31 protein-coding genes and 1 tRNA gene are annotated in these 24,841 nt (G+C 61.5%); all 32 read left to right on the top strand.

The window, feature by feature from the left end:
* Window positions 1-90: EF-Tu C-terminal domain-related protein (locus C556_RS24100; RefSeq protein ID WP_018748561.1), on the top strand; the 90-nt coding region annotated here is incomplete at its 5' end.
* A gap of 50 nt (window positions 91-140) precedes the next feature.
* Window positions 141-216: transfer RNA gene (locus C556_RS0112300), tRNA-Trp, on the top strand.
* Window positions 217-283: 67 nt separating this feature from the next.
* On the top strand, window positions 284-637 hold the full coding sequence (gene secE, locus C556_RS0112295) for a preprotein translocase subunit SecE (protein ID WP_018748560.1): 354 nt from the start codon (window positions 284-286) through the stop codon (window positions 635-637).
* Between the two features lie 19 nt (window positions 638-656).
* Window positions 657-1,190, top strand: a complete 534-nt coding sequence (gene nusG / locus C556_RS0112290) for a transcription termination/antitermination protein NusG (RefSeq protein WP_026263049.1) — start codon at window positions 657-659, stop codon at window positions 1,188-1,190.
* Window positions 1,191-1,279: 89 nt separating this feature from the next.
* Entirely contained in the window at window positions 1,280-1,711 is a 432-nt protein-coding gene (gene rplK / locus C556_RS0112285; protein WP_018748558.1) for a 50S ribosomal protein L11, read from the top strand.
* Complete coding sequence (gene rplA, locus C556_RS0112280) at window positions 1,712-2,407, top strand: 50S ribosomal protein L1 (RefSeq protein ID WP_018748557.1); 696 nt, start codon at window positions 1,712-1,714, stop codon at window positions 2,405-2,407. It abuts the gene before it with no gap.
* Between the two features lie 219 nt (window positions 2,408-2,626).
* Complete coding sequence (gene rplJ / locus C556_RS0112275; RefSeq protein ID WP_026263048.1) at window positions 2,627-3,124, top strand: 50S ribosomal protein L10; 498 nt, start codon at window positions 2,627-2,629, stop codon at window positions 3,122-3,124.
* Window positions 3,125-3,166: 42 nt separating this feature from the next.
* Window positions 3,167-3,538 (top strand): 50S ribosomal protein L7/L12, encoded by a 372-nt coding sequence (rplL, locus tag C556_RS0112270; protein WP_018748554.1) that lies wholly within the window; start codon window positions 3,167-3,169, stop codon window positions 3,536-3,538.
* A 162-nt stretch (window positions 3,539-3,700) separates the two neighbouring features.
* A complete protein-coding gene (rpoB, locus tag C556_RS0112265) occupies window positions 3,701-7,870 on the top strand; it encodes a DNA-directed RNA polymerase subunit beta (RefSeq protein WP_018748553.1) in 4,170 nt (1,389 codons plus the stop codon).
* Between the two features lie 77 nt (window positions 7,871-7,947).
* Complete coding sequence (rpoC, locus tag C556_RS0112260; protein ID WP_018748552.1) at window positions 7,948-12,138, top strand: DNA-directed RNA polymerase subunit beta'; 4,191 nt, start codon at window positions 7,948-7,950, stop codon at window positions 12,136-12,138.
* Window positions 12,139-12,298: 160 nt separating this feature from the next.
* Entirely contained in the window at window positions 12,299-12,673 is a 375-nt protein-coding gene (gene rpsL / locus C556_RS0112255; RefSeq protein ID WP_018748551.1) for a 30S ribosomal protein S12, read from the top strand.
* Window positions 12,674-12,790: 117 nt separating this feature from the next.
* A complete protein-coding gene (rpsG, locus tag C556_RS0112250; RefSeq protein WP_018748550.1) occupies window positions 12,791-13,261 on the top strand; it encodes a 30S ribosomal protein S7 in 471 nt (156 codons plus the stop codon).
* 24 nt (window positions 13,262-13,285) lie between these two features.
* Window positions 13,286-15,385 carry an elongation factor G gene (fusA, locus tag C556_RS0112245; protein ID WP_018748549.1) on the top strand — a complete coding sequence of 700 codons (2,100 nt, stop codon included), beginning with the start codon at window positions 13,286-13,288 and terminating at the stop codon, window positions 15,383-15,385.
* Window positions 15,386-15,413: 28 nt separating this feature from the next.
* Window positions 15,414-16,604, top strand: coding sequence for an elongation factor Tu (tuf, locus tag C556_RS0112240; protein WP_018748548.1), 1,191 nt, complete (start codon window positions 15,414-15,416; stop codon window positions 16,602-16,604).
* A 12-nt stretch (window positions 16,605-16,616) separates the two neighbouring features.
* On the top strand, window positions 16,617-16,928 hold the full coding sequence (gene rpsJ / locus C556_RS0112235) for a 30S ribosomal protein S10 (protein WP_018748547.1): 312 nt from the start codon (window positions 16,617-16,619) through the stop codon (window positions 16,926-16,928).
* 221 nt (window positions 16,929-17,149) lie between these two features.
* Window positions 17,150-17,794 carry a 50S ribosomal protein L3 gene (gene rplC / locus C556_RS0112230; protein WP_020608487.1) on the top strand — a complete coding sequence of 215 codons (645 nt, stop codon included), beginning with the start codon at window positions 17,150-17,152 and terminating at the stop codon, window positions 17,792-17,794.
* Window positions 17,794-18,414 (top strand): 50S ribosomal protein L4, encoded by a 621-nt coding sequence (gene rplD / locus C556_RS0112225; RefSeq protein WP_018748545.1) that lies wholly within the window; start codon window positions 17,794-17,796, stop codon window positions 18,412-18,414. The genes rplC and rplD overlap by 1 nt, the downstream gene beginning before the upstream one ends.
* Window positions 18,411-18,716, top strand: a complete 306-nt coding sequence (rplW, locus tag C556_RS0112220; protein WP_018748544.1) for a 50S ribosomal protein L23 — start codon at window positions 18,411-18,413, stop codon at window positions 18,714-18,716. Before rplD ends, rplW begins: the two co-directional genes overlap by 4 nt.
* A 12-nt stretch (window positions 18,717-18,728) precedes the next feature.
* A complete protein-coding gene (rplB, locus tag C556_RS0112215) occupies window positions 18,729-19,562 on the top strand; it encodes a 50S ribosomal protein L2 (protein WP_018748543.1) in 834 nt (277 codons plus the stop codon).
* Between the two features lie 6 nt (window positions 19,563-19,568).
* Window positions 19,569-19,844 carry a 30S ribosomal protein S19 gene (gene rpsS / locus C556_RS0112210; RefSeq protein WP_018748542.1) on the top strand — a complete coding sequence of 92 codons (276 nt, stop codon included), beginning with the start codon at window positions 19,569-19,571 and terminating at the stop codon, window positions 19,842-19,844.
* A 9-nt stretch (window positions 19,845-19,853) separates the two neighbouring features.
* Window positions 19,854-20,183, top strand: coding sequence for a 50S ribosomal protein L22 (gene rplV / locus C556_RS0112205; protein ID WP_018748541.1), 330 nt, complete (start codon window positions 19,854-19,856; stop codon window positions 20,181-20,183).
* A gap of 9 nt (window positions 20,184-20,192) precedes the next feature.
* The gene (gene rpsC, locus C556_RS0112200; RefSeq protein ID WP_018748540.1) at window positions 20,193-20,897 is read left to right on the top strand and encodes a 30S ribosomal protein S3; all 705 of its coding nucleotides are present in this window, start codon (window positions 20,193-20,195) and stop codon (window positions 20,895-20,897) included.
* A complete protein-coding gene (gene rplP / locus C556_RS0112195) occupies window positions 20,881-21,297 on the top strand; it encodes a 50S ribosomal protein L16 (RefSeq protein WP_018748539.1) in 417 nt (138 codons plus the stop codon). Before rpsC ends, rplP begins: the two co-directional genes overlap by 17 nt.
* Window positions 21,297-21,485, top strand: a complete 189-nt coding sequence (gene rpmC, locus C556_RS0112190) for a 50S ribosomal protein L29 (RefSeq protein ID WP_026263047.1) — start codon at window positions 21,297-21,299, stop codon at window positions 21,483-21,485. The genes rplP and rpmC overlap by 1 nt, the downstream gene beginning before the upstream one ends.
* A 1-nt stretch (window position 21,486) precedes the next feature.
* The gene (rpsQ, locus tag C556_RS0112185; protein ID WP_018748537.1) at window positions 21,487-21,750 is read left to right on the top strand and encodes a 30S ribosomal protein S17; all 264 of its coding nucleotides are present in this window, start codon (window positions 21,487-21,489) and stop codon (window positions 21,748-21,750) included.
* Between the two features lie 199 nt (window positions 21,751-21,949).
* Window positions 21,950-22,318, top strand: coding sequence for a 50S ribosomal protein L14 (gene rplN / locus C556_RS0112180; protein WP_018748536.1), 369 nt, complete (start codon window positions 21,950-21,952; stop codon window positions 22,316-22,318).
* Between the two features lie 10 nt (window positions 22,319-22,328).
* Window positions 22,329-22,649: a 50S ribosomal protein L24 gene (gene rplX, locus C556_RS0112175; RefSeq protein WP_018748535.1), complete on the top strand. Its 321-nt coding sequence runs from the start codon at window positions 22,329-22,331 to the stop codon at window positions 22,647-22,649.
* A gap of 14 nt (window positions 22,650-22,663) precedes the next feature.
* Window positions 22,664-23,203: a 50S ribosomal protein L5 gene (rplE, locus tag C556_RS0112170; RefSeq protein WP_026263046.1), complete on the top strand. Its 540-nt coding sequence runs from the start codon at window positions 22,664-22,666 to the stop codon at window positions 23,201-23,203.
* 7 nt (window positions 23,204-23,210) lie between these two features.
* Complete coding sequence (rpsN, locus tag C556_RS0112165) at window positions 23,211-23,516, top strand: 30S ribosomal protein S14 (RefSeq protein ID WP_018748533.1); 306 nt, start codon at window positions 23,211-23,213, stop codon at window positions 23,514-23,516.
* 12 nt (window positions 23,517-23,528) lie between these two features.
* Window positions 23,529-23,921: a 30S ribosomal protein S8 gene (gene rpsH / locus C556_RS0112160; protein WP_026263045.1), complete on the top strand. Its 393-nt coding sequence runs from the start codon at window positions 23,529-23,531 to the stop codon at window positions 23,919-23,921.
* A 12-nt stretch (window positions 23,922-23,933) separates the two neighbouring features.
* The gene (gene rplF / locus C556_RS0112155; protein ID WP_018748531.1) at window positions 23,934-24,467 is read left to right on the top strand and encodes a 50S ribosomal protein L6; all 534 of its coding nucleotides are present in this window, start codon (window positions 23,934-23,936) and stop codon (window positions 24,465-24,467) included.
* Between the two features lie 13 nt (window positions 24,468-24,480).
* Window positions 24,481-24,834: a 50S ribosomal protein L18 gene (gene rplR, locus C556_RS0112150; RefSeq protein WP_020608486.1), complete on the top strand. Its 354-nt coding sequence runs from the start codon at window positions 24,481-24,483 to the stop codon at window positions 24,832-24,834.
* The last annotated feature ends 7 nt before the right edge of the window (window positions 24,835-24,841 follow it).

Raw genomic sequence — 24,841 nt, 5'->3', positions numbered from 1 at the left:
CCGATCGCGATGGAACAAGGTCTGCGTTTCGCCATCCGTGAAGGTGGTCGTACCGTTGGCGCCGGTGTCGTCGCCAAGGTCATCGAGTAAGTACTTCTCAAGAAGGGGTTGGGTTATGTATAATCCTGCCCTTTCCCTGTAGGCGAGTAGCTCAATTGGTAGAGCACCGGTCTCCAAAACCGGGGGTTGGGGGTTCGAGACCCTCCTCGCCTGCCACGGTTTAGCTTCGGGGCCGTTTCCAAGGGAACGGCCCTATAGCTATCCGCATTTCCAGAACAGGCCCATGGAAAGCGTAGATAAATTCAAAGTTGCGGCGGCGTTGTTGCTCGTCGTTGTTGGGGTTGGCGGGTACTACTCGCTGCCGGCCGATCAAGGGTTGTTGCGCTTGGCGGCGGTGGTGGGTGGTCTGCTCCTGGCCGTGCTGGTGATGTGGTTTTCCCAGCCCGGGCGGGATTTTGTCGATTATGCGCGCGACTCCGTGAAGGAGGCGCAGAAAGTCGTCTGGCCGAACAAGAAGGAAACCTGGCAGATGACAGGGTTGGTGTTCCTGTTTGTCGGGGTGCTGGCGCTGTTCATGTGGGCGGTGGATTCCGGTCTGGCCTGGGTCTTCTATGACCTGATCCTTGGGCGTGGTTAAGCGAAGTACGGGGTAGACGATGGGAATGCGTTGGTATGTGGTGCACGCCTACTCGGGTTTCGAGAAGAGCGTGCAAAAGGCATTGAAGGAGCGTATCGAGCGCTCCGAAGTGGCTCATCTGTTCGGTCAGATTCTGGTGCCGGTCGAGGAAGTGGTCGAGGTCAAGGGCGGCCGCAAGGCGCTGACCGAGCGCAAGTTCTTCCCGGGCTATGTGCTGGTCGAGATGGAGATGACCGACGAGACCTGGCACTTGGTCAAGTCGACGCCGAAGGTGACTGGCTTCGTAGGTGGGACCGGTAATCGTCCGACGCCGATCACGCAGCGTGAAGTCGATTCGATCATGCACCAGATGCAGGAAGGCGTCGAAAAGCCGCGTCCCAAGGTGCTGTTCGAGGTGGGCGAGGTGCTGCGCGTGACCGATGGTCCGTTTGCCGACTTCAATGCCACCGTCGAGGACGTGGACTACGACAAGAGTCGCCTCAAGGTTTCGGTGCTGATCTTCGGCCGGGCAACGCCGGTCGATGTGGATTTTGCGCAAGTCGAGAAGGTTTGATCGGCTTGCTGTGAGTGGCCGGCCTGCGGGCCGGTTAGGTTGGGGAGCGAGGAACAGTCCTCGCGTTTGACCCGTTCAAGGAGTAAATCGTGGCAAAGAAGATTGTCGGCTATATCAAGCTGCAAGTGCCCGCTGGCAAAGCCAACCCGTCGCCTCCCATTGGCCCGGCGCTTGGTCAGCGTGGTCTGAACATCATGGAATTCTGCAAGGCGTTCAACGCCCAGACCCAAGGCGTCGAGCCGGGTCTGCCGATCCCGGTGGTGATTACCGCCTACGCGGACAAGTCTTTCACCTTCGTGATGAAGACCCCGCCGGCGACCATCCTGATCAAGAAGGCTGTTGGCATTCAAAAGGGTTCGAGCAAGCCGCATACCGACAAGGTCGGCACCATCACTCGCGCCCAGCTGGAAGAAATCGCCAAGACCAAGCAGCCGGACCTGACCGCTGCCGATATCGATGCCGCCGTGCGTACCATCGCCGGTTCCGCTCGTTCCATGGGCCTGAATGTGGAGGGCGTGTAAATGGCTAAGGTTTCCAAGCGTCTGGCCGCTCTGAAGGCCGCTGTCGATCGCAACAAGCTGTACGCCGTTGACGAAGCCCTGTCGCTGGTCAAGGGTGGCGCGACCGCCAAGTTCAACGAATCCATCGACGTCGCCGTGAACCTCGGCGTCGATCCGCGCAAGTCGGACCAAGTGGTCCGTGGCGCCGTGGTGCTGCCCAAGGGTACCGGCAAGAGCGTGCGCGTCGCCGTGTTCACCCAGGGTGCCAACGCCGAAGCGGCCAAGGCCGCCGGTGCGGACATCGTCGGTTTCGAAGACCTGGCCGAACAGGTCAAGGCCGGCAACATGGATTTCGACGTGGTGATCGCTTCGCCGGACGCCATGCGTATCGTCGGTCAGCTGGGCCAGATCCTCGGTCCGCGCGGCCTGATGCCGAACCCGAAGGTCGGTACCGTGACCCCGAACGTTGCCGAGGCCGTGAAGAACGCCAAGGCCGGTCAGGTCCAGTACCGTACCGACAAGGCCGGTATCATCCACGCCACCATCGGCCGCGCGTCGTTCGACGTCGCTGATCTGAAGGAAAACCTGGTTGCGCTGGTCGATGCCCTGCAAAAGGCCAAGCCCGCTGCCGCCAAGGGCGTGTACTTCAAGAAGCTCGCCGTCTCCAGCACCATGGGTGCCGGGGTGCGCGTCGACACGCTGACGGTTTCGCAGTAAGAACTTTGGGCCCGTGCCGGCTTGCCGGCGCGGGATTGTCAAAGACCGTAGGTGCCGCAAGGCTTAATTGGCAAATCCCTAGGGAGCTGCCGGCCCACGCAGACGGTGTGCCCAATCATGGTTTTGCCCGGGAGCGCTCGCTTCCGGGATCTCCTGAATGAAGGTCGCCGTTGGGGGTGCGAGCCATCGCACCATCTCTCTCGCAAGTGGAGGTAGACCTTGAGTCTCAATCTCGAAGACAAGAAGGCCGTCGTTGCTGAGATCTCGGCAGAAGTTGCCAAGGCTCAGACCATCGTCGTAGCCGAGTATCGGGGTATCGGGGTTGCCAACATGACTCTCCTGCGCAAGCAAGCGCGTGAGTCCGGCGTTTTCCTGCGTGTTCTGAAGAACACGCTGGCGCGCCGTGCGGTCCAGGATACGCCGTTCGCCGGTCTGGCCGATCATATGGTCGGCCCGCTGGTCTATGGCATTTCCGAAGACCCGGTTGCCGCAGCCAAGGTACTCAATGGCTTCGCCAAGAAGGACGACAAGATCGTCGTCAAGGCGGGTTCCTACGAAGGCAAGGTGCTGGACGCTGCGCAAGTGGCCGAGCTGGCATCGATCCCGAGCCGCGAGGAACTGCTGTCCAAGCTTCTGTACGTCATGAAGGCGCCGGTGTCGAGCTTTGCTCGTGGCCTGGCCGCTCTGGCGGAAAAGAAGCAAGGCGAAGCAGCCTAATCCGAACCCAATTCGTTTTACCGATTTTCAGGAGTTTTACAAATGGCTCTGTCCAAAGAAGATATCCTCGAAGCCGTTGCCGGCTTGACCGTGATGGAACTGAACGACCTGGTGAAGGCGTTCGAAGAGAAGTTCGGCGTGTCGGCTGCTGCCGTTGCCGTTGCTGGCCCGGCTGGTGCTGCTGCTCCGGTTGCTGAAGAGAAGACCGAGTTCGACGTCATCCTGACCGGCGCTGGCGCCAACAAGGTCGGCGTGATCAAGGTCGTGCGCGAAGTGACCGGCCTGGGCCTGAAGGAAGCCAAGGATCTGGTTGACGGCGCACCGAAGCCTGTCAAGGAAGCCATTGCCAAGGCCGACGCCGAAGCAATCCAGAAGAAGCTGGTTGAAGCGGGCGCTACCGCTGAAGTCAAGTAATACTCTGGTTCACTGCTAGAGCGGCAGGCGGAGCGATCCGCCTGCCATTTTGCGTTTGTCCGTGCGGGCTCGATCCCGCCCCGGCAGGCGGCAAACCGGAAACCGCGCAACTGCGTTTTGCGGTTTGTCCTTTGCGCCCCACTCCATGGAGAGCTTGTGAGTATGAATTACTCGTTCACTGAGAAAAAACGCATTCGTAAGAGCTTTGCGAAGCGGGCCAGTGTGCTCGAAGTGCCGTTTCTTCTCGCGACCCAGATCGACTCCTACACCGATTTCCTGCAACAGGAAGTGCCGGTCGGCGAGCGCAAGAATGCCGGCCTGCAGGCCGCTTTTACCTCGATCTTCCCGATCGTCTCGCACAACGAGAACGCGCGGCTGGAGTTCGTGCATTTCAACCTGGGCGATCCTCCCTTCGACGTGATCGAGTGCCAGCAGCGCGGCATCACCTTCGCCGCGCCGCTGCGTGCCCGCGTGCGCCTGGTGATCATGGATCGCGAAGCGGCCAAGCCGACCGTGAAGGAAGTCAAGGAACAGGACGTGTACTTCGGCGAGATCCCGCTGATGACGCGTAACGGTTCCTTCGTGATCAACGGCACCGAGCGCGTGATCGTTTCCCAGCTGCACCGCTCGCCGGGCGTGTTCTTCGAGCACGACAAGGGCAAGACCCACAGCTCGGGCAAGCTGCTGTTCTCCGCGCGGGTGATTCCTTACCGCGGCTCGTGGCTGGACTTCGAGTTCGACCCGAAGGACATGCTGTTCTTCCGGATCGACCGTCGCCGCAAGATGCCGGTCTCCATCCTGCTGAAGGCGCTGGGCTACACCCCGGAACAGGCGTTGGCCGAGTTCTATGACACCGACACCTTCATGATGGGCAAGGACGGCCTGTTCCTGGAGCTGGTGCCGGAACGCCTGAAGGGCGAGGTCGCCAAGTTCGACATCGTCTCCGACGACGGCAAGGTGCTGGCCCAGAAGGACAAGCGCATCACCGCCAAGACCATCCGCGACATCCAGAATGCCGGGCTGAAGAAGCTGTCGGTGCCGATCGACTTCCTGATCGGCCGCATCCTGGCGCACGACGTGGTCAACGCCGACACCGGCGAACTGGTGGCGCGCGCCAACGAGGAAATCACCGAAGAGACGGTGATCAAGTTCGAACAGGCCGCCGTGGCGCAGGTCAAGGTGCTGTACGTCAACGACCTGGACCAAGGCGCGTACGTTTCCGCCAGCCTGCGTGCCGACGAAACCGTCGACCAGTACGCCGCGCGTGTGGCGATCTATCGCATGATGCGCCCGGGCGAGCCGCCCACCGAAGATGCGGTGGAAGGCCTGTTCAATGGTCTGTTCTTCGCTGAAGAGCGTTACGACCTGTCCGCCGTCGGCCGGATGAAGTTCAACCGCCGCGCCTATGCCGAGCTGGACGAGAAGGCGGCCGGCTGGCGCCGTCGCTTTGCCGAGCGTATCGGCCCGCAGGGCGATATCGGTCCGGGCGTGCTGTCGGTGGCCGACATCATCGCCGTGATCGGCATCCTGCTGGAGCTGCGCAACGGCCGTGGCGAAGTGGACGATATCGATCACCTGGGCAACCGTCGCGTGCGTTCGGTGGGCGAACTGGCCGAGAACCAGTTCCGCGCCGGCCTGGTACGTGTCGAGCGCGCCGTGAAGGAACGCCTGTCGCAGGCCGAATCCGACAACCTGATGCCGCACGACCTGATCAACGCCAAGCCCGTCTCGGCCGCGATCAAGGAATTCTTTGGTTCGTCGCAGTTGTCGCAGTTCATGGACCAGACCAACCCGCTGTCGGAAATCACCCACAAGCGCCGTGTCTCGGCACTGGGCCCGGGCGGTCTGACCCGCGAGCGCGCCGGCTTCGAAGTCCGTGACGTGCACCCGACCCACTATGGCCGCGTCTGCCCGATCGAAACGCCGGAAGGCCCGAACATCGGTCTGATCAACTCGCTGTCGTGCTATGCCCGCACCAACGAGTACGGCTTCCTGGAAACCCCGTACCGCCGCGTGCAGGACGGCAAGGTGACCGACCAGATCGATTACCTGTCGGCCATCGAGGAAGGCAAGTACGTGATCGCCCAGGCCAACGCCGAAGTGGGCGCCGACGGCACGCTGACCGACGAACTGGTGACCTGCCGCGAACACGGCGAAACCATCATGGCCGGCCCGGACCGCGTGCAGTACATGGACGTGGCACCGAGCCAGATCGTCTCGGTGGCGGCTTCGCTGATCCCGTTCCTGGAACACGACGATGCGAACCGTGCGCTGATGGGCGCCAACATGCAGCGTCAGGCCGTGCCTTGCCTGCGCGCCGCCGCGCCGTATGTCGGCACCGGCATCGAACGCACCTGCGCGGTCGACTCGGGCACCGCCGTGGCCGCGCTGCGTGGCGGCCTGGTCGATTACGTCGATGCCAACCGCGTCGTGGTCCGCGTCAACGACGATGAAACCCTGCCGGGCGAAACCGGCGTCGATATCTACAACCTGGTCAAGTTCACCCGTTCCAACCAGAACACCAACATCAACCAGCGCCCGATCGTGAAGAAGGGCGACCGGATCGCCAAGGGCGACGTGGTGGCGGACGGTGCTTCGACCGATCTGGGCGAAATGGCGCTGGGTCAGAACATGACCATCGCGTTCATGCCGTGGAACGGCTACAACTTCGAAGACTCGATCCTGATCTCCGAAAAGGTGGTGGCCGAAGACCGTTACACCTCGATCCACATCGAGGAACTGAACGTGATGGCCCGCGACACCAAGCTGGGCCCGGAAGAAATCACCCGCGACATTTCCAACCTGTCCGAGCGCATGCTGGGCCGGCTGGATGAATCGGGCATCGTCTACATCGGCGCTGAAGTCGAGGCCGGCGACGTGCTGGTCGGCAAGGTGACGCCGAAGGGCGAAACCCAGCTCACGCCGGAAGAAAAGCTGCTGCGCGCGATCTTCGGCGAGAAGGCGTCCGACGTGAAGGACACCTCGCTGCGCGTGCCGTCGGGCATGACCGGCACCGTCATCGACGTGCAGGTGTTCACCCGCGAAGGCGTGGAGCGCGACAAGCGCGCCCAGTCGATCATCGACGAGCAACTGCGCCGTTATCGCCAGGACTTGAACGACCAGCTGCGCATCGTCGAGAACGACCTGTTCGAGCGGATCGGCCGCATGATCGTCGGCAAGGCGGCCAACGGTGGCCCGAAGCGCCTGGCCAAGGGGGCCGAGATCACCGTCGAGTACCTGAACGACCTGCCGTCCAAGCACGACTGGTTCGACATCCGTCTGGCCGACGAGGAAGCCGCTCGCCAGCTCGAGGCGATGAAGGACCTGATCGCCCAGATGCGTGCCGACTTCGACCTCAAGTTCGAAGACAAGAAGCGCAAGCTGACCCAGGGCGACGAACTGCCGCCGGGCGTGATCAAGATGGTCAAGGTCTACGTGGCCGTGAAGCGCCGCCTGCAGCCGGGCGACAAGATGGCCGGTCGCCACGGTAACAAGGGTGTGGTGTCGAAGATCCTGCCGGTGGAAGACCTGCCGTACATGGCTGATGGCACGCCGGTGGACATCGTGCTGAACCCGCTGGGCGTACCGTCGCGGATGAACATCGGTCAGATCCTGGAAGTGCACCTGGGCTGGGCTGCCAAGGGCATCGGCCAGCGTGTCGACGCCATGCTGCGCGAACAGCGCAACGTGGCCGAGCTGCGCAGCTATATGGACAAGATCTACAACTCCGCCGGCCGCGGCGAAGACATCGCCACGTTGTCGGACGATGAAGTGCTCACGCTGGCCCAGGGCCTGCGTACCGGCATGACGTTCGCCAGCCCGGTGTTCGACGGTGCCAAGGAATCCGAGATCCGTACCATGCTGGATCTCGCCTATCCGGAAGAGGACGCCCGCACGCAATTGCTGGACTTCAATGACAGCAAGACGCAGATGCAGTTGTTCGACGGTCGCAATGGCGAGCCGTTCGAGCGCAAGGTCACCGTCGGCGTGATGCACTACCTGAAGCTGCACCACTTGGTGGACGACAAGATGCACGCGCGTTCGACCGGCCCGTACTCGCTGGTCACGCAGCAGCCGCTGGGTGGTAAGGCGCAGTTCGGTGGTCAGCGTTTCGGGGAAATGGAAGTGTGGGCGCTGGAAGCATACGGCGCCGCCTACACCCTGCAGGAAATGCTGACGGTGAAGTCGGACGATGTGAACGGCCGGACCAAGGTCTACGAGAACATCGTCAAGGGCGATCACCGCATCGATGCCGGCATGCCGGAATCCTTCAACGTGCTGGTGAAGGAAATCCGCTCGCTCGGTATCGATATCGACCTGGAAACCTATTGATCGTGTGAGGTGTGAGGGGTGCCCGCCGTGGCGGGCGCCTCACACCTGACTCCTCACCCTCACAGGAGAAAGATTCAATGAAAGGCTTACTCGAGCTCTTCAAGCAAGTCACGCAAGACGAAGAATTCGACGCGATCAAGATCGGGCTGGCCTCGCCCGAGAAGATCCGTTCCTGGTCGTTCGGCGAAGTAAAGAAGCCGGAAACCATCAACTACCGTACCTTCAAGCCGGAACGCGACGGCCTGTTCTGCGCGCGCATCTTCGGCCCGATCAAGGACTACGAGTGCCTGTGCGGCAAGTACAAGCGCCTGAAGCATCGCGGCGTGATCTGCGAGAAGTGCGGCGTCGAAGTGACCCTGTCCAAGGTGCGCCGCGAGCGCATGGGCCACATCGAGCTGGCCTCGCCGGTCGCCCACATCTGGTTCCTGAAGAGCCTGCCGTCGCGCCTGGGCATGGTGCTGGACATCCCGCTGCGTGACATCGAGCGCGTGTTGTACTTCGAAGCGTTCATCGTCATCGAGCCGGGTATGACCCCGCTGAACCGCGGTCAGTTGCTGACCGAGGACGACTACTTCAACAAGGTCGAAGAATACGGCGACGAGTTCGTCGCCATGATGGGCGCCGAAGCGGTGCGCGAACTGCTGAAGAGCCTCAACAGCGACCAGGAAATCGCCACCCTGCGCCAGGAGCTGGAAGCCACCGGCTCCGACACCAAGATCAAGAAGATCGCCAAGCGCCTGAAGGTGCTGGAAGCGTTCTCCAAGTCCGGCATCAAGCCGGAATGGATGATCATGGACGTGCTGCCGGTGCTGCCGCCCGAACTGCGCCCGCTGGTGCCGCTGGATGGCGGCCGCTTCGCGACCTCCGACCTGAACGACCTGTATCGCCGCGTCATCAACCGGAACAACCGTCTGAAGCGACTGCTGGAACTGCGCGCGCCGGACATCATCGTGCGCAACGAAAAGCGCATGTTGCAGGAATCGGTCGATTCGCTGCTGGACAACGGCCGTCGCGGCAAAGCGATGACCGGCGCCAACAAGCGTCCGCTGAAGTCGCTGGCCGACATGATCAAGGGCAAGGGCGGTCGCTTCCGCCAGAACCTGCTGGGCAAGCGCGTCGACTACTCCGGTCGTTCCGTGATTACCGTGGGCCCGTACCTGCGTCTGCATCAGTGCGGCCTGCCCAAGCTGATGGCGCTGGAACTGTTCAAGCCCTTCATCTTCCACAAGCTGGAAGTGCTCGGCCTTGCCACCACCATCAAGGCGGCCAAGAAGATGGTCGAAGGCCAGGAAGCCGTGGTGTGGGACATCCTGGAAGAAGTCATCCGCGAGCATCCGGTGCTGCTGAACCGCGCCCCGACGCTGCACCGCCTGGGTATCCAGGCGTTCGAGCCGGTGCTGATCGAAGGCAAGGCGATCCAGCTTCACCCGCTGGTCTGCGCGGCATTCAACGCCGACTTCGACGGTGACCAGATGGCCGTTCACGTGCCGCTGTCGCTGGAAGCGCAGATGGAAGCCCGCACCCTGATGCTGGCGTCCAACAACGTGCTCTCGCCCGCCAACGGCGAGCCGATCATCGTGCCGTCGCAGGATATCGTGCTGGGCCTGTACTACATGACTCGCGAAGCCATCAACGGCAAGGGCGAGGGCACGGTGCTGGCCGACGTGGCCGAAGCGCATCGCGCCTACGCCAGCAAGGCGGTCACCCTGCAGACGCGCGTCTCGGTGCGCCTGAAGGAATGGTACAAGGACGACAACGGCGACTGGCAGAGCCGCATGGTGCGCAAGAACACCACCGTGGGCCGCGCCATCCTGTCGGAAATCCTGCCCAAGGGCCTGGACTTCAGCCACATCGACAAGTCGCTGAAGAAGAAGGAAATCGGCCGCCTGATCAACGCCTCGTTCCGCAGCTGCGGTCTGAAGGACACCGTGGTGTTCGCCGACCAGCTGATGTACACCGGCTTCAGCTACTCCACCCGCGGCGGCATTTCGATCTGCGTGGATGACATGTTGGTGCCGAAGGAAAAGGTCGATCTGCTGGCCGCGGCCAACGCCGAGGTCAAGGAGATCGAACAGCAGTACACGGCCGGTCTGGTGACCCAGGGCGAGCGCTACAACAAGGTCGTCGACATCTGGGGCCGTGCCGGCGACCAGATCGCCAAGGCGATGATGGCGCACCTGGGCAAGCAGAAGGTCGTCGATGCCGAAGGCAAGGAAGTCGACCAGGAGTCGTTCAACTCGATCTACATGATGGCCGACTCCGGAGCGCGGGGTTCCGCGGCGCAGATTCGCCAGCTGGCGGGCATGCGGGGCCTGATGGCCAAGCCGGACGGCTCGATCATCGAGACGCCGATTACCACCAACTTCCGCGAGGGCCTGACCGTTCTCCAGTACTTCAACTCGACTCACGGCGCCCGTAAGGGTCTGGCCGATACCGCGTTGAAGACCGCGAACTCCGGTTACCTGACCCGTCGTCTGGTCGACGTGACCCAGGATCTGGTGGTGACCGAGGACGATTGCGGCACCAAGCATGGCGTGACCATGAAGGCCGTGGTGCAGGGCGGCGACGTGATCGAAGCGCTGCGCGACCGTATCCTCGGCCGCGTGGCCGCGATCGACATCGTCGATCCGGGCAGCCAGGAAACGCTGATCGAGGCCGGTACCCTGCTGACCGAGGATCTGGTCGAGCAGATCGACGCCAGCGGCGTCGATGAAGTCAAGGTGCGTACCCCGCTGACCTGCGAAACCCGCTACGGCCTGTGCGCCAAGTGCTACGGCCGCGATCTGGGTCGCGGTCACCTGGTGAACTCGGGCGAGGCGGTCGGTGTGATCGCCGCGCAGTCGATCGGTGAGCCGGGCACCCAGCTGACCATGCGTACCTTCCACATCGGTGGTGCGGCGTCGCGGGCGGCTGCGGCCAGCCAGGTCGAATCCAAGTCCAACGGCAAGATCGCCTACAGCGCCAACATGCGCTACGTGACCAACGCCAAGGGCGACCCGGTGGTGATCGCGCGTTCCGCCGAAGTGCTGGTGCTCGACGAGCACGGCCGTGAGCGTGAACGCCACAAGGTGCCGTATGGCGCCACGCTGCTGGTCAAGGATGGCGATGCGATCAAGGCTGGCTCGGTGCTGGGTACCTGGGATCCGCACGCGCGTCCCATCATTACCGAGTACGCCGGTCAGGTGCGCTTCGAGAACGTCGAGGAAGGCATCACCGTGGTCAAGCAGGTCGACGACGTGACCGGTTTGTCCACGCTGGTGGTGATCAACGCCAAGACCAAGGCCGGCTCGAAGGGCGTGCGCCCGCTGGTGCGTCTGCTCGACGAGCAAGGCAACGAAGTGAAGCTGGCCGGCACCGATGCGCCGGTCACCATCGGCTTCCAGCCGGGCGCCATCATTACTGTGAAGGATGGTCAGCAAGTGGGCGTGGGCGAAGTCCTGGCGCGGATTCCGCAGGAATCGGCCAAGACCCGCGACATTACCGGTGGTCTGCCGCGCGTGGCCGAGCTGTTCGAAGCCCGTTCGCCGAAGGACGCCGGCATGCTGGCCGATATCACCGGTACCATCAGCTTCGGTAAGGAAACCAAGGGCAAGCAACGTCTGATCATCACCGATCCGGATGGCGCTCCGCACGAGTACCTGATCCTGAAGGAAAAGCACGTGATGGTGCACGACGGTCAGGTGGTGAACCGCGGCGAAATGATCGTCGACGGCCCGATCGATCCGCACGATATCCTGCGTTTGCAGGGTATCGAGGAACTGGCCCGCTACATCGTCCAGGAAGTTCAGGAGGTGTATCGCCTGCAGGGTGTGAAGATCAACGACAAGCACATCGAGGTGATCGTTCGCCAGATGCTGCGCCGCGTGGTGATCTCCGACCCGGGCAACTCCGACTTCATCCAGGGCGAGCAGGTCGAGCGCGCCGAAGTGCTGATCGCCAACGACAAGCTCGCAGCGGAAGGCAAGGAACTGGCCAAGTTCGACAATGTGCTGCTGGGTATCACCAAGGCGTCGCTGTCAACCGACTCCTTCATCTCCGCCGCGTCGTTCCAGGAAACCACGCGCGTGCTGACCGAAGCCGCGATCATGGGCAAGGTGGATGACCTGCGCGGCCTGAAGGAAAACGTGATCGTCGGCCGTCTGATCCCCGCCGGTACCGGCCTGGCCTATCACCGCAGCCGCAAGCAACAGGGCAACAACAACCCGTTCGACCTGGGCGAGCCGCAAGCCGCGGAAGCCGCCACGGTCGGTAGCGAGGAGACGCTCTGATCCTGCCGGCTTGACGACAAGGGCTTGATTTTTTTAAAATCCCGAGTCTTTTTTGGCGACACCTGGATTTCCGGGTGTCGCCGGCTTTATTTGGGGTGCCGTTCAGCTGGTATCCCGAGTAGTCCCCGCAAGGGGTTTTTACACTGAGGAAGTTGAATCAATGCCAACCATCAACCAACTGGTCCGCAAGGGCCGTGAGAAGGAAGTGGCGAAGAGCAAGGTTCCCGCGCTCGAAGCCTGCCCTCAAAAGCGTGGCGTATGCACTCGCGTGTATACCACCACTCCGAAGAAGCCGAACTCCGCGCTGCGTAAGGTCTGCAAGGTTCGTCTCACCAACGGTTTCGAAGTCATTTCGTACATCGGCGGTGAAGGCCACAACCTGCAGGAACACAGCGTCGTGTTGATCCGCGGTGGTCGTGTGAAGGACTTGCCGGGTGTGCGTTACCACACCGTGCGCGGTTCGCTCGATACCGCTGGCGTCAAGGATCGCAAGCAGTCGCGCTCCAAGTACGGCGCCAAGCGTCCCAAGGCTTAATGCCGGACGCCAACGGCGGAAGGTCGCTGACGCGACGCCGTCGAGTAAGTGGTCGTTCCCATGGACGACCGCGGGGCGAGTGGCCCCAACTGAATGTCACATCAAGGATAGAGAATCATGCCAAGACGTAGAGAAGTTCCGAAGCGCGAAGTACTGCCGGATCCGAAGTTCGGTTCCACGGAACTGACCAAATTCATGAACGTGGTGATGATCGACGGCAAGAAGGCCGTTGCCGAAGGCATCATTTATGGCGCCCTCGAGCAGATCGAGAAGAAGACCGGCAAGAACGCCATCGAAATCTTCACCACCGCCATCAACAACGCAAAACCGATCGTCGAGGTGAAGAGCCGTCGCGTCGGTGGTGCGAACTATCAAGTGCCGGTCGAAGTCCGTCCCAGCCGTCGTTTGGCATTGGCGATGCGCTGGTTGCGTGACGCGGCCCGCAAGCGTGGCGAGAAGTCCATGGATCTGCGCTTGGCAGGTGAACTGATCGACGCGGCCGAAGGTCGCGGCGGCGCGATGAAGAAGCGCGATGAAGTGCACCGCATGGCCGAAGCGAACAAGGCGTTTGCCCACTACCGCTTCTAATGCACAACGCTTAAGGAATCAACCGTGGCTCGTAAGACCCCCATCGAGCGGTACCGCAACATCGGTATTTCCGCTCACATCGACGCCGGCAAGACCACCACGACCGAGCGTATCCTGTTCTACACCGGCGTGAACCACAAGATTGGCGAGGTTCACGACGGCGCCGCCACCATGGACTGGATGGAGCAGGAGCAGGAACGCGGTATTACCATCACCTCGGCTGCGACCACGACCTTCTGGAAGGGCATGGGTCTGCAATACCCCGAGCACCGCTTCAACATCATCGACACCCCGGGGCACGTGGACTTCACCATCGAGGTGGAGCGTTCCATGCGTGTTCTGGACGGCGCCTGCATGGTGTATTGCGCGGTCGGTGGCGTTCAGCCCCAGTCGGAAACCGTGTGGCGTCAGGCCAACAAGTACCAGGTGCCGCGTCTGGCGTTCGTCAACAAGATGGACCGCCAGGGTGCCAACTTCTTCCGCGTCGTCGAGCAGATGAAGACGCGCCTGAAGGCCAACCCGGTACCGGTCGTCATCCCCATCGGCGCTGAAGACAACTTCGTCGGCGTGATCGACCTGGTGAAGATGCAGGCCATCTTCTGGGACGATGCGTCCCAGGGCATGAAGTTCGAGTACCGCGATATCCCGGCCGAACTGCTGTCGACCGCCCAGGAATGGCGCGAAAAGATGGTCGAATCGGCGGCCGAGGCCACCGAAGAGCTGATGAACAAGTACCTGGAAGAAGGCGACCTCACCGAGGCCGAGATCGTCCAGGCGCTGCGTCAGCGCACCATCGCCTGCGAAATCCAACCGATGCTGTGCGGCACCGCGTTCAAGAACAAGGGCGTGCAGCGCATGCTCGACGCCGTGATCGAGTTCCTGCCGTCGCCGATCGACATCCCGCCGGTCAAGGGCACGGATGATCGCGACCAGGAAACCGAGCGCGCCGCTTCCGACACCGCGCCGTTCTCCGCGCTGGCGTTCAAGTTGATGAACGACCCGTACGTGGGCCAGCTGACCTTCTTCCGCGTCTATTCCGGCGTGGTGAAGTCCGGCGACAGCGTGCTGAACTCGGTGAAGGACAAGAAGGAACGGATCGGCCGTATCGTGCAGATGCACGCCAACGACCGTCAGGAAATCGATGAAGTGCTGGCCGGCGACATCGCCGCTGCCATCGGCCTGAAGGAAGTCACCACCGGTGAAACCCTGTGTGCCATCGATGCCCCGATCATTCTGGAGCGCATGGAATTCCCGGAGCCGGTGATTCACGTCGCCGTCGAGCCGAAGACCAAGGCCGACCAGGAAAAGATGGGCGTGGCCCTGAACCGCCTGGCCAAGGAAGACCCGTCGTTCCGCGTGCGGACCGACGAGGAATCGGGCCAGACCATCATCTCGGGCATGGGCGAGTTGCACCTCGAAATCATCGTGGACCGCATGCGTCGCGAGTTCGGTGTGGAAGCCAACGTCGGTGCGCCGCAAGTGGCCTACCGCGAAACCGTGACCCAGGTCGCCAAGGACGTGCAGGGCAAGCATGCCAAGCAGTCGGGCGGTAAGGGTCAGTACGGCGACTGCGTGATCACGCTGGAACCGTCGGGCGAAGGCAAGGGCTACCAGTTCATCGACGAAATCAAGGGTGGCGTGATCCCCCGCGAATTCATCCCGTCGGTGGACAAGGGTATCCAGAACACGCTGAAGGCTGGCGTGCTGGCCGGCTTCCCGGTGGTGGACGTGACCGTGCGCCTGACCTTCGGCTCCTACCACGACGTCGACTCCTCGCAGATCGCGTTCGAACTGGCTGGCTCCATCGCCTTCAAGGAAGCGATGCGCCGCGCCGGTCCGGTGATTCTCGAGCCGATGATGGCCGTGGAAATCGAGACCCCCGAAGAGTACATGGGCGACATCATGGGCGACCTGTCGTCCCGTCGCGGCATCGTGCAGGGCATGGATGACAACCCCGCTGGCGGCAAGATGATCAAGGCGGAAGTGCCGCTGTCCGAGATGTTCGGTTACTCGACCACCCTGCGCTCCATGTCGCAAGGTCGCGCGACCTACTCGATGGAATTCAAGCACTACTCCGAGGCGCCGAAGCACGTCGCCGACGCCATCATGGCCAACAAGAAGTAATCGGATAACGGATTAAAGGAATAAAGAAATGGCAAAGGAAAAGTTCACGCGGACGAAGCCGCACGTAAACGTCGGCACGATTGGCCACGTTGACCACGGCAAGACCACGCTGACCGCTGCGATCACCACCATTCTGTCGAAGAAGTTCGGTGGCGAAGCCAAGGGCTACGACCAGATCGACAGCGCACCGGAAGAAAAGGCCCGCGGTATTACCATCAACACCGCGCACGTCGAATACGAAACCGAAACCCGCCACTACGCGCACGTCGATTGCCCGGGCCACGCCGACTATGTGAAGAACATGATCACCGGCGCCGCGCAAATGGACGGCGCCATCCTGGTGTGCTCGGCCGCTGACGGCCCCATGCCGCAAACTCGCGAACACATCCTGCTGGCCCGCCAGGTGGGCGTGCCGTACATCATCGTGTTCCTGAACAAGTGCGACATGGTGGATGACGCCGAACTGCTGGAACTGGTCGAAATGGAAGTGCGCGACCTGCTGTCCAAGTACGACTTCCCGGGCGACGACATTCCGCTGATCAAGGGTTCCGCACTGAAGGCGCTGGAAGGCGACCAGTCGGAAATCGGCGAACCGGCGATCTTCCAACTGGCTGCTGCCCTGGATAGCTACATTCCGGAACCGGAACGTGCCATCGACCTGCCGTTCCTGATGCCGATCGAAGACGTGTTCTCGATCTCGGGTCGCGGTACCGTGGTGACTGGCCGTGTCGAGCGCGGCATCGTCAAGGTTGGCGAGGAAATCGAAATCGTCGGTATCAAGCCGACGGTCAAGACCACCTGCACCGGCGTGGAAATGTTCCGCAAGCTGCTGGATCAAGGCCAGGCTGGCGACAACATCGGCGCGCTGCTGCGCGGCACCAAGCGTGAAGAAGTCGAGCGTGGCCAGGTGCTGGCCAAGCCGGGTTCGATCACCCCGCACACCAAGTTCACCGGTTCGGTGTACGTGCTGAGCAAGGAAGAAGGCGGTCGTCACACCCCGTTCTTCAACGGCTATCGTCCGCAGTTCTACTTCCGTACCACCGACGTGACCGGTTCGGTCGAGCTGCCGGCGGGTACCGAGATGGTGATGCCTGGCGACAACGTGGAAGTGACCGTGTCGCTGATCGCCCCGATCGCGATGGAACAAGGTCTGCGTTTCGCCATCCGTGAAGGTGGTCGTACCGTTGGCGCCGGTGTCGTCGCCAAGGTCATCGAGTAAGCGAGAACAGTCATGCAAAGTCAGAAGATCCGTATCCGCCTGAAGGCGTTCGACTACTCGCTGATCGACCGTTCGGCCCTGGAAATCGTCGAGACCGCCAAGCGCACCGGCGCCGTGGTCAAGGGCCCGGTTCCGCTGCCGACCAAGATCGAGCGTTTCGACGTGTTGCGTTCCCCGCACGTCAACAAGACCTCGCGCGACCAGTTCGAGATCCGCACGCATCAACGCCTGATGGACATTGTCGATCCCACCGACAAGACCGTCGACGCACTGATGAAGCTGGATCTGCCGGCTGGTGTCGATGTCGAGATCAAGCTGCAGTAACTAGCCGCTTGTGACAAAACAGGCTCGCTGATGAAGCGGGCCTGTTTTGTTTTGTGCGCGGCATCGGCTAAGCCCGGGCGGCAGATTGGCTAAGTGCTTGCGGCAAAAGAAAAAGCTGTGCTAGTATCCCGGGCTTGCCGTTTTCTGGACGGCAAGCATGTCTTTTTTTATTCACTGGTTATTGCCGATCAATCGTAATCGGCCCTGAAAAGGAAATAACTATGAGCTTAGGTCTTGTCGGACGCAAAGTCGGCATGACCCGCGTCTTTGCCGAGGATGGTGCGTCCATCCCGGTGACGGTGCTGGATCTGTCCGCAAATCGCGTCACGCAAATCAAGACGCCGGAAACCGACGGCTACGCAGCCGTGCAGGTCACCTTCGGCGCAAAGAAGGCCAATCGTGTCAACAAGGCGGAAGCCGGTCACTTCGCGAAGGCGGGTGTCGAGGCTGGCGTGGTGCTCGTCGAGTTCCGTGTCTCCGCTGAGAAGGCTGCAGAACTGAAGGCCGGCGAATCGCTGTCGGTCGAGCTGTTCTCGGTTGGCCAGTTGGTCGATATCAGTGGCACCACCCAGGGCAAGGGCTTCTCGGGTGTGATCAAGCGCCACAACTTCAGCTCCAACCGTGCTTCGCACGGTAACTCCCGTTCGCACAACACGCCGGGCTCCATCGGTCAGGCGCAGGATCCGGGCCGGATCTTCCCGGGCAAGCGTATGGCCGGTCAATACGGCAACGTGAACCGTACCGTGCAGAACCTGGAAGTCGTGCGTATCGATGCCGAGCGTCAACTGCTGTTGGTCAAGGGCGCTGTCCCGGGCTCCAAGGGCAATGACGTGGTCGTTCGTCCGAGTGTCAAGGCGGGTGCGTAATGGAACTGAAAGTCATCAATGCTAACGGCGAGGCGCAAGCCGCCGTCGCCGGGTCCGATACCCTGTTTGCTCGCGATTTCAACGAAGCCCTGGTCCACCAAGTGGTGACCGCGTACTTCGCCAATGCGCGCAGCGGCAATCGTGCCCAGAAAGATCGTACCGACGTCAAGCACACCACCAAGAAGCCCTGGCGCCAGAAGGGTACCGGCCGCGCTCGCGCCGGTATGACCTCGTCGCCGCTGTGGCGTGGTGGTGGCAAGACCTTCCCGAACAGCCCTGACGAGAACTTCTCGCAGAAGGTGAACCGCAAGATGTACCGCGCCGGTATCGCGACCATTCTGTCGCAACTGGTGCGTGAGGATCGTCTGGTGGTGGTCGATTCGTTTGCGCTCGAAGCGCCGAAGACCAAGGCCTTTGTGCAGAAGCTCGAAGCGCTGAAGCTGGACTCCGCCCTGATCGTGACCAAGGAGCTCGACGAGAACCTGTATCTCGCTTCGCGCAACCTGCCGCACGTGCTCGTGCTCGAGCCGTCGCAGGTCGATCCGGTCAGCCTGGTCCGCTTCAAGAAGCTCGTGCTCACCCGCGAAGCGCTGCAAGCTCTCGAGGAGATCTACGCATGACGCAATTTACCGAAAACCGTCTGTTGCAGGTTCTGCGCGCGCCCATCGTCTCCGAAAAGAGCACGCTGGTTGCCGACAAGAACGAGCAGATCGTATTCCGTGTTGCCACCGATGCCACCAAGGCCGAGATCAAGGCTGCCGTCGAGCTGCTGTTCAAGGTTCAGGTCAAGGGCGTTTCCGTGGTCAACGTCAAGGGCAAGTCGAAGCGTTTCGGCCGTTTCAACGGTCGTCGCACTGATTGGAAAAAGGCGTATGTGAGCCTGGTTCCGGGTCAGGAAATCGACCTTGCGGCCGCGCAGTAAGGAGACTGAAACATGGCATTGGTCAAAGTAAAACCGACGTCTGCTGGTCGCCGCGCCGTCGTCAAGGTGGTGAACCCGGACCTGCACAAGGGTGCGCCGTACGCGCCGTTGCTCGAGCCGCAAAGCAAGACCGCCGGTCGTAACAACCGCGGTGTGATCACCACCCGTCATAAGGGCGGTGGCCACAAGCAGCACTATCGCGTGGTGGACTTCAAGCGCAACAAGGACGGCATCGTCGCCAAGGTGGAACGCCTGGAATACGATCCGAACCGCACCGCCAACATCGCGCTGCTGTGCTACGCCGATGGCGAGCGCCGCTACATCATCGCCCCGAAGGGCCTCAAGGCTGGCATGACCGTCGTTTCCGGTTCGGAAGCCCCGATCAAGGCCGGTAACGCGCTGCCGATCCGCAACATCCCGGTGGGTTCCACGATCCACTGCGTCGAGTTGCAGCCCGGCAAGGGCGCCCAACTGGCCCGCTCGGCCGGCGCTGGCGTGCAACTGCTGGCCCGCGAAGGCGCCTACGCTCAACTGCGTCTGCGCTCCGGCGAAATCCGCAAGGTACATATCGATTGCCGCGCCACGCTGGGCGAGGTCGGCAACGAGGAACATAGCCTGCGTTCTTACGGTAAGGCCGGTGCCAAGCGTTGGCTGGGTATCCGCCCGACCGTGCGTGGTACTGCCATGAACCCGATCGATCACCCGCACGGTGGTGGTGAGGGCAAGACTGGTGAAGGCCGCGTGCCGGTTAGCCCGTGGGGCCAGCCGACCAAGGGCTACCGTACCCGTAACAACAAGCGTACCGACGGCATGATCGTTCGTCGCCGTCACGCGAACAAGGGGTAATAGAACATGGCACGTTCTGTCAAGAAGGGTCCGTTCGTCGACCTGCACCTCATCAAGAAGATCGAGGCTGCGCGTGCATCGAACGACAAGCGCCCGATCAAGACCTGGTCGCGCCGTTCCACGGTGCTGCCGGACTTCGTCGGTCTGACGATCGCCGTGCACAACGGCCGTCAGCACGTACCGGTGTACGTGAACGAAAACATGGTTGGCCACAAGCTGGGCGAGTTCGCACTCACCCGTACCTTCAAGGGCCACGCCGCGGACAAGAAAGCCAAGCGATAAGGTGACGACATGCAAGTATCCGCTGTACTGAGCAATGCTCGCCTCTCCGCGCAAAAGGCTCGCCTGGTCGCTGACCTGGTTCGTGGCAAGCCGGTGGAGCAAGCGCTCAACATCCTGACCTTCAGCCCGAAGAAGGCCGCCGCCCTGATCAAGAAAGTGCTGGAGTCGGCTATCGCCAACGCCGAGCACAACGAAGGCGCCGACATCGACGCCCTCAAGGTCCGGACGATCTATGTGGACAAGGGTCCGTCCCTCAAGCGCTTCACCGCTCGTGCCAAGGGCCGCGGTAACCGCATCGAGAAGCAGACCTGCCACATCACGCTGACTGTGGGCGACTAAGGAGCGATTATGGGTCAGAAAATTCATCCGACGGGTTTTCGTCTCGCCGTCACCAAGAACTGGGCCTCGCGCTGGTACGCCAACAGCCGTAACTTCGGCAAGATGCTTACCGAAGACATCGAGGTGCGCGACTTCCTGAAGAAGCGCCTCGCCAATGCCGCGGTGAGCCGTGTCGTGATCGAGCGTCCGGCGAAGAACGCCAAGATCACCATCTATACCGCCCGCCCGGGCGTGGTGATCGGCAAGAAGGGCGAGGATATCGAGTTGCTGAAGAAGCAGCTGCAGAACATCCTCAAGGTGCCGGTGCACGTCAATATCGAAGAAGTGCGCAAGCCGGAAATCGACGCGCAGATCATTGCCGACAGCATCTCGTCGCAGCTGGAAAAGCGCGTGATGTTCCGTCGTGCCATGAAGCGCGCGATGCAGAACGCCATGCGTCTGGGTGCCCAGGGCATCAAGATCATGTCGGCCGGCCGCCTGAACGGTATCGAAATCGCACGTACCGAGTGGTATCGCGAAGGCCGCGTGCCGCTGCATACCCTGCGTGCCGACATCGACTACGCGACCAGCGAAGCCAAGACCACGTACGGCATCATCGGTATCAAGGTCTGGGTCTACAAGGGCGAAGTGAAGCCGGGCGAAAAGGCCGCTGAACCCGCTCCGGAAACCCAGCGCAAGGCACGTAAGGGGGCACGCAATGCTGCAGCCAACTAGACTCAAGTTCCGCAAGGTCCAGAAGGGCCGTAACACCGGCATCGCGACCCGCGGCAACAGCGTGGCGTTCGGTACCTGGGGCCTGAAGGCAACCACCCGTGGTCGCCTGACTGCCCGTCAGATCGAAGCTGCGCGTCGCGCGATCACCCGTCACATCAAGCGTGGCGGCCGCGTCTGGATTCGCGTGTTCCCGGACAAGCCCATTTCGACCAAGCCGGCCGAAGTGCGGATGGGTAACGGTAAGGGCAGCCCGGAATACTGGGTTGCCGAAATTCAACCTGGCAAGGTCCTGTACGAGCTGGATGGCGTCAACGAAGAGCTCGCTCGCGAAGCCTTCCGTCTCGCCTCCGCCAAGCTGCCGTTCGGTACGACCTTCGTCACTCGTCAAGTGGGGCAATGATGAAAGCTGCTGAACTTCGTCAAAAGTCGGCCGACGAGCTCAAGGGCGAACTGACTGCCCTGCTGCGCGCCCAGTTCGGTCTGCGCATGCAGGCCGCTACCGGCCAGCTCGCCAAGTCGAGCGAACTGAAGCGTGTGCGCAAGGACATTGCGCGCGTCCGTACCATCCTGGCTCAGAAGGCTGCTTAACATGACCGAAGCAAAACTGAAGCGTACGCTGACCGGTCGTGTGGTCAGCAACAAGATGGATAAGACGGTCACCGTTTTGGTCGAGCATCTGGTCAAGCACCCGATCTACGGCAAGGTGATGCGTCGTTCCAAGAAGTACCACGCTCACGATGAAAGCAATCAGTACAACGAAGGCGATCTGGTGACGATCGTGGAAACCCGTCCGGTTTCCAAGACCAAGTCCTGGGCTGTCGCCGAGTTGGTCGAAAAGGCTCGTACCGTCTAAGTCATTGGATTGGTATAAGTTCTTGCGCGGGCATTGTACTTTGAGTACAATGCCCGTTTTTCCGTCTCACGGCGGCGTTTGTTGCCGTGTTTGTTCCTTCCCCTTCGGGGTCCAAAACTGGTCGCGTTTGCCTGGTTTTGCCGGGCGCCGTCCTGGTTCTGCCAGGACATTCGCGGGTTAAGTTGGAGGTTGTTTTTAAATGATCCAAATGCAATCCATGCTGGAGGTTGCGGACAACACTGGTGCGCGCAGCGTTATGTGCATCAAGGTGTTGGGCGGCTCCAAGCGTCGCTATGCAGCTGTCGGCGACATCATCAAGGTGAGCATCAAGGACGCGGCCCCCCGTGGTCGTGTCAAGAAGGGCGACGTCTACAATGCCGTGGTGGTTCGTACCGCCAAGGGCGTGCGTCGCGCTGATGGCTCGCTGATCAAGTTCGACGGCAATGCCGCCGTCCTCCTCAACAACAAGCTGGAGCCGATCGGCACCCGCATCTTCGGGCCGGTGACGCGTGAACTGCGTACCGAGCGCTTCATGAAGATCGTGTCGCTCGCGCCGGAAGTGCTGTAAGGGGAACGGTATGAACAAGATTCGCAAAGGCGACGAAGTCGTCATCATCGCTGGCAAGGACAAGGGTCGTCGCGGCACTGTGCTGCGCGTGTTCCCGGCCGACGACCGCGTGGTCGTGGAAGGCGTGAACGTGGTGAAGAAGCACCAGAAGCCGAACCCGATGCGCAACGTGCAAGGTGGCATCGTCGAGAAGACCATGCCGATTCACGTGTCCAACGTGGCGATCTTCAATGCCGCGACCGGCAAGGCTGATCGCGTGGGCTTCAAGGTGCTGGAAGACGGCAAAAAGGTTCGCGTCTTCAAGTCCAACGGCGAAGTCGTCGGCGGCTAAGGGGAAGAACGAACATGACTCGTCTGCAAGATATTTACCAAGAAAAGATTGTGCCGGCGCTCATCGAGCAGTTCGGTTACAAGTCCGTGATGGAAGTGCCGCGCATCGAAAAGATCACCATCAACATGGGTGTGGGTGAAGCGGTTGCTGACAAGAAGGTGATGGAACACGCCGTGGGCGATCTGGAAAAGATCGCCGGTCAAAAGGTTGTCGTGACCAAGGCCAAGAAGTCCATCGCCGGCTTCAAGATTCGTGACGGTTACCCGGTTGGCTGCAAGGTCACCCTGCGTCGTGATCGCATGTATGAATTCCTCGATCGTCTGGTGACCGTGGCCCTGCCGCGCGTTCGCGACTTCCGCGGTATCCCCGCCAAGTCGTTCGATGGTCGTGGCAATTACAACATGGGCGTGCGTGAACAGATCATCTTCCCGGAGATCGAGTACGACAAGATCGACGCGCTGCGTGGGATGAACATCACCATCACCACCACCGCCAAGACCGACGACGAAGCGCGTGCCCTGCTGGCCGCCTTCAAGTTCCCGTTCAAGAATTGAGGCGATCATGGCAAAACTTGCACTGATTAATCGCGAAGAAAAGCGCCGCGCAACGGTCGCCAAGTACGCGGCCAAGCGCGAGAAGCTGCTGGCCGTGGTCAACGACCAGAGCGTGAGCGAAGAGGAGCGTTTCGCTGCGCGCCTCAAGCTGCAACAACTGCCGCGTAACGCCAGCCCGGTCCGTACCGGCTCCCGTTGCTCGATTACCGGCCGCCCGCGCGGCGTCTTCCGCAAGTTCGGCCTCGGCCGTAACAAGCTGCGCGAACTGGCCATGAAGGGCGAAATCCCCGGCGTGGTCAAGGCTAGCTGGTAAGGAGAATAAAACATGGCAATGCATGATCCTATCGCCGATATGCTGACCCGCATCCGCAACGCCCAGCGTGCGGAAAAAGGCGCCGTGACGATGCCGTCCTCGAAGCTGAAGGTCGCGATCGCCAAGGTGCTGCAGGACGAAGGCTATATCGAGTCGTTCGCTGTCACCAGCGAAGTGAAGCCCGAGCTCACCATCGAGCTGAAGTACTACGCCGGCCGCCCGGTCATCGAGCGCATCGAACGCGTCTCGAAGCCCGGCCTGCGCATCTACAAGGGCGCTGCGGATATTCCGCAGGTGATGAATGGTCTTGGCGTGGCAATCCTGTCCACGTCCAAGGGTGTGATGACCGATCGCAAAGCGCGTGCCAACGGTGTTGGTGGCGAGCTTCTGTGCTTCGTCGCGTAATGGGGTGAAACAATGTCTCGTGTAGCGAAGAATCCGGTCGCCATCCCGGCGGGTGTCGAAATCAAGCTCAACGACGGTGCCATCACCGTCAAGGGCCCGAACGGCACGCTGAGCCAGGCGCTCAGCAGCAACGTCGAAGTCAAGATCGAAAACAACGAAGTCGTGTTTGCCGCCCGTGACGGCAGCAAGCCCGCCCGCGCAATGTCCGGTACCCTGCGCGCGCTGGTGAGCAACATGGTGAACGGCGTGTCGAAGGGTTTCGAGCGCAAGCTCAACCTGGTCGGCGTCGGTTACCGCGCTCAAGCTCAAGGCGACACGCTGAACCTGACTCTGGGTTTCTCCCACCCTGTGGCGCACAAGATGCCTGCCGGCGTGAAGGTGGAAACCCCGACTCAGACCGAAATCATTCTGAAGTCTGCCGACAAGCAGGCGCTTGGTCAGGTTGCCGCTGAGATCCGCGCATACCGCGCACCCGAGCCGTACAAGGGCAAGGGTGTCCGTTATTCGGACGAAGTGGTTGTTCTGAAAGAAACCAAGAAGAAGTAATCGAGGCTGAATCATGGACAAGAAAGAGACTCGACTCCGCCGTGCACGTAAAACCCGTGCCAAGATTGCGGAGCTCAAGATGGTGCGCCTGTCGGTGCACCGCACCAACAGCCATATCTACGCCCAGGTCATCGACGCGGACGGCACCAAGGTGCTGGCCAGCGCGTCGACGCTCGAAGCCGAAGTGCGTGGCCAGGTCAAGAACGGCGGCAGCGTCGACGCAGCCACGCTGGTTGGCAAGCGCATCGCCGAGAAGGCCCGCGCAGCCGGCGTGGAAAAGGTAGCGTTCGACCGCTCCGGTTTCCATTACCACGGTCGCGTGAAGGCGCTCGCTGACGCCGCACGCGAAGGCGGCCTCGTCTTCTAATTTGGAG

This window comes from Chitiniphilus shinanonensis DSM 23277, assembly GCF_000374805.1.
GTDB lineage: Bacteria > Pseudomonadota > Gammaproteobacteria > Burkholderiales > Chitinibacteraceae > Chitiniphilus > Chitiniphilus shinanonensis.
The sequence above is the reverse complement of the archived record's forward strand: the minus strand, read 5'-3'. Positions and strand labels throughout refer to the sequence as shown.

Coding starts and splice junctions, on each gene's coding strand:
- secE (WP_018748560.1), top strand. CDS start 284: ATGGAAAGCGTAGATAAATTCAAAGTTGCGGCGGCGTTGTTGCTCGTC.
- nusG (WP_026263049.1), top strand. CDS start 657: ATGGGAATGCGTTGGTATGTGGTGCACGCCTACTCGGGTTTCGAGAAG.
- rplA (WP_018748557.1), top strand. CDS start 1,712: ATGGCTAAGGTTTCCAAGCGTCTGGCCGCTCTGAAGGCCGCTGTCGAT.
- rplL (WP_018748554.1), top strand. CDS start 3,167: ATGGCTCTGTCCAAAGAAGATATCCTCGAAGCCGTTGCCGGCTTGACC.
- rpoB (WP_018748553.1), top strand. CDS start 3,701: ATGAATTACTCGTTCACTGAGAAAAAACGCATTCGTAAGAGCTTTGCG.
- rpoC (WP_018748552.1), top strand. CDS start 7,948: ATGAAAGGCTTACTCGAGCTCTTCAAGCAAGTCACGCAAGACGAAGAA.
- rpsL (WP_018748551.1), top strand. CDS start 12,299: ATGCCAACCATCAACCAACTGGTCCGCAAGGGCCGTGAGAAGGAAGTG.
- rpsG (WP_018748550.1), top strand. CDS start 12,791: ATGCCAAGACGTAGAGAAGTTCCGAAGCGCGAAGTACTGCCGGATCCG.
- tuf (WP_018748548.1), top strand. CDS start 15,414: ATGGCAAAGGAAAAGTTCACGCGGACGAAGCCGCACGTAAACGTCGGC.
- rpsJ (WP_018748547.1), top strand. CDS start 16,617: ATGCAAAGTCAGAAGATCCGTATCCGCCTGAAGGCGTTCGACTACTCG.
- rplC (WP_020608487.1), top strand. CDS start 17,150: ATGAGCTTAGGTCTTGTCGGACGCAAAGTCGGCATGACCCGCGTCTTT.
- rplD (WP_018748545.1), top strand. CDS start 17,794: ATGGAACTGAAAGTCATCAATGCTAACGGCGAGGCGCAAGCCGCCGTC.
- rplW (WP_018748544.1), top strand. CDS start 18,411: ATGACGCAATTTACCGAAAACCGTCTGTTGCAGGTTCTGCGCGCGCCC.
- rplB (WP_018748543.1), top strand. CDS start 18,729: ATGGCATTGGTCAAAGTAAAACCGACGTCTGCTGGTCGCCGCGCCGTC.
- rpsS (WP_018748542.1), top strand. CDS start 19,569: ATGGCACGTTCTGTCAAGAAGGGTCCGTTCGTCGACCTGCACCTCATC.
- rplV (WP_018748541.1), top strand. CDS start 19,854: ATGCAAGTATCCGCTGTACTGAGCAATGCTCGCCTCTCCGCGCAAAAG.
- rpsC (WP_018748540.1), top strand. CDS start 20,193: ATGGGTCAGAAAATTCATCCGACGGGTTTTCGTCTCGCCGTCACCAAG.
- rplP (WP_018748539.1), top strand. CDS start 20,881: ATGCTGCAGCCAACTAGACTCAAGTTCCGCAAGGTCCAGAAGGGCCGT.
- rpmC (WP_026263047.1), top strand. CDS start 21,297: ATGAAAGCTGCTGAACTTCGTCAAAAGTCGGCCGACGAGCTCAAGGGC.
- rpsQ (WP_018748537.1), top strand. CDS start 21,487: ATGACCGAAGCAAAACTGAAGCGTACGCTGACCGGTCGTGTGGTCAGC.
- rplN (WP_018748536.1), top strand. CDS start 21,950: ATGATCCAAATGCAATCCATGCTGGAGGTTGCGGACAACACTGGTGCG.
- rplX (WP_018748535.1), top strand. CDS start 22,329: ATGAACAAGATTCGCAAAGGCGACGAAGTCGTCATCATCGCTGGCAAG.
- rplE (WP_026263046.1), top strand. CDS start 22,664: ATGACTCGTCTGCAAGATATTTACCAAGAAAAGATTGTGCCGGCGCTC.
- rpsN (WP_018748533.1), top strand. CDS start 23,211: ATGGCAAAACTTGCACTGATTAATCGCGAAGAAAAGCGCCGCGCAACG.
- rpsH (WP_026263045.1), top strand. CDS start 23,529: ATGGCAATGCATGATCCTATCGCCGATATGCTGACCCGCATCCGCAAC.
- rplF (WP_018748531.1), top strand. CDS start 23,934: ATGTCTCGTGTAGCGAAGAATCCGGTCGCCATCCCGGCGGGTGTCGAA.
- rplR (WP_020608486.1), top strand. CDS start 24,481: ATGGACAAGAAAGAGACTCGACTCCGCCGTGCACGTAAAACCCGTGCC.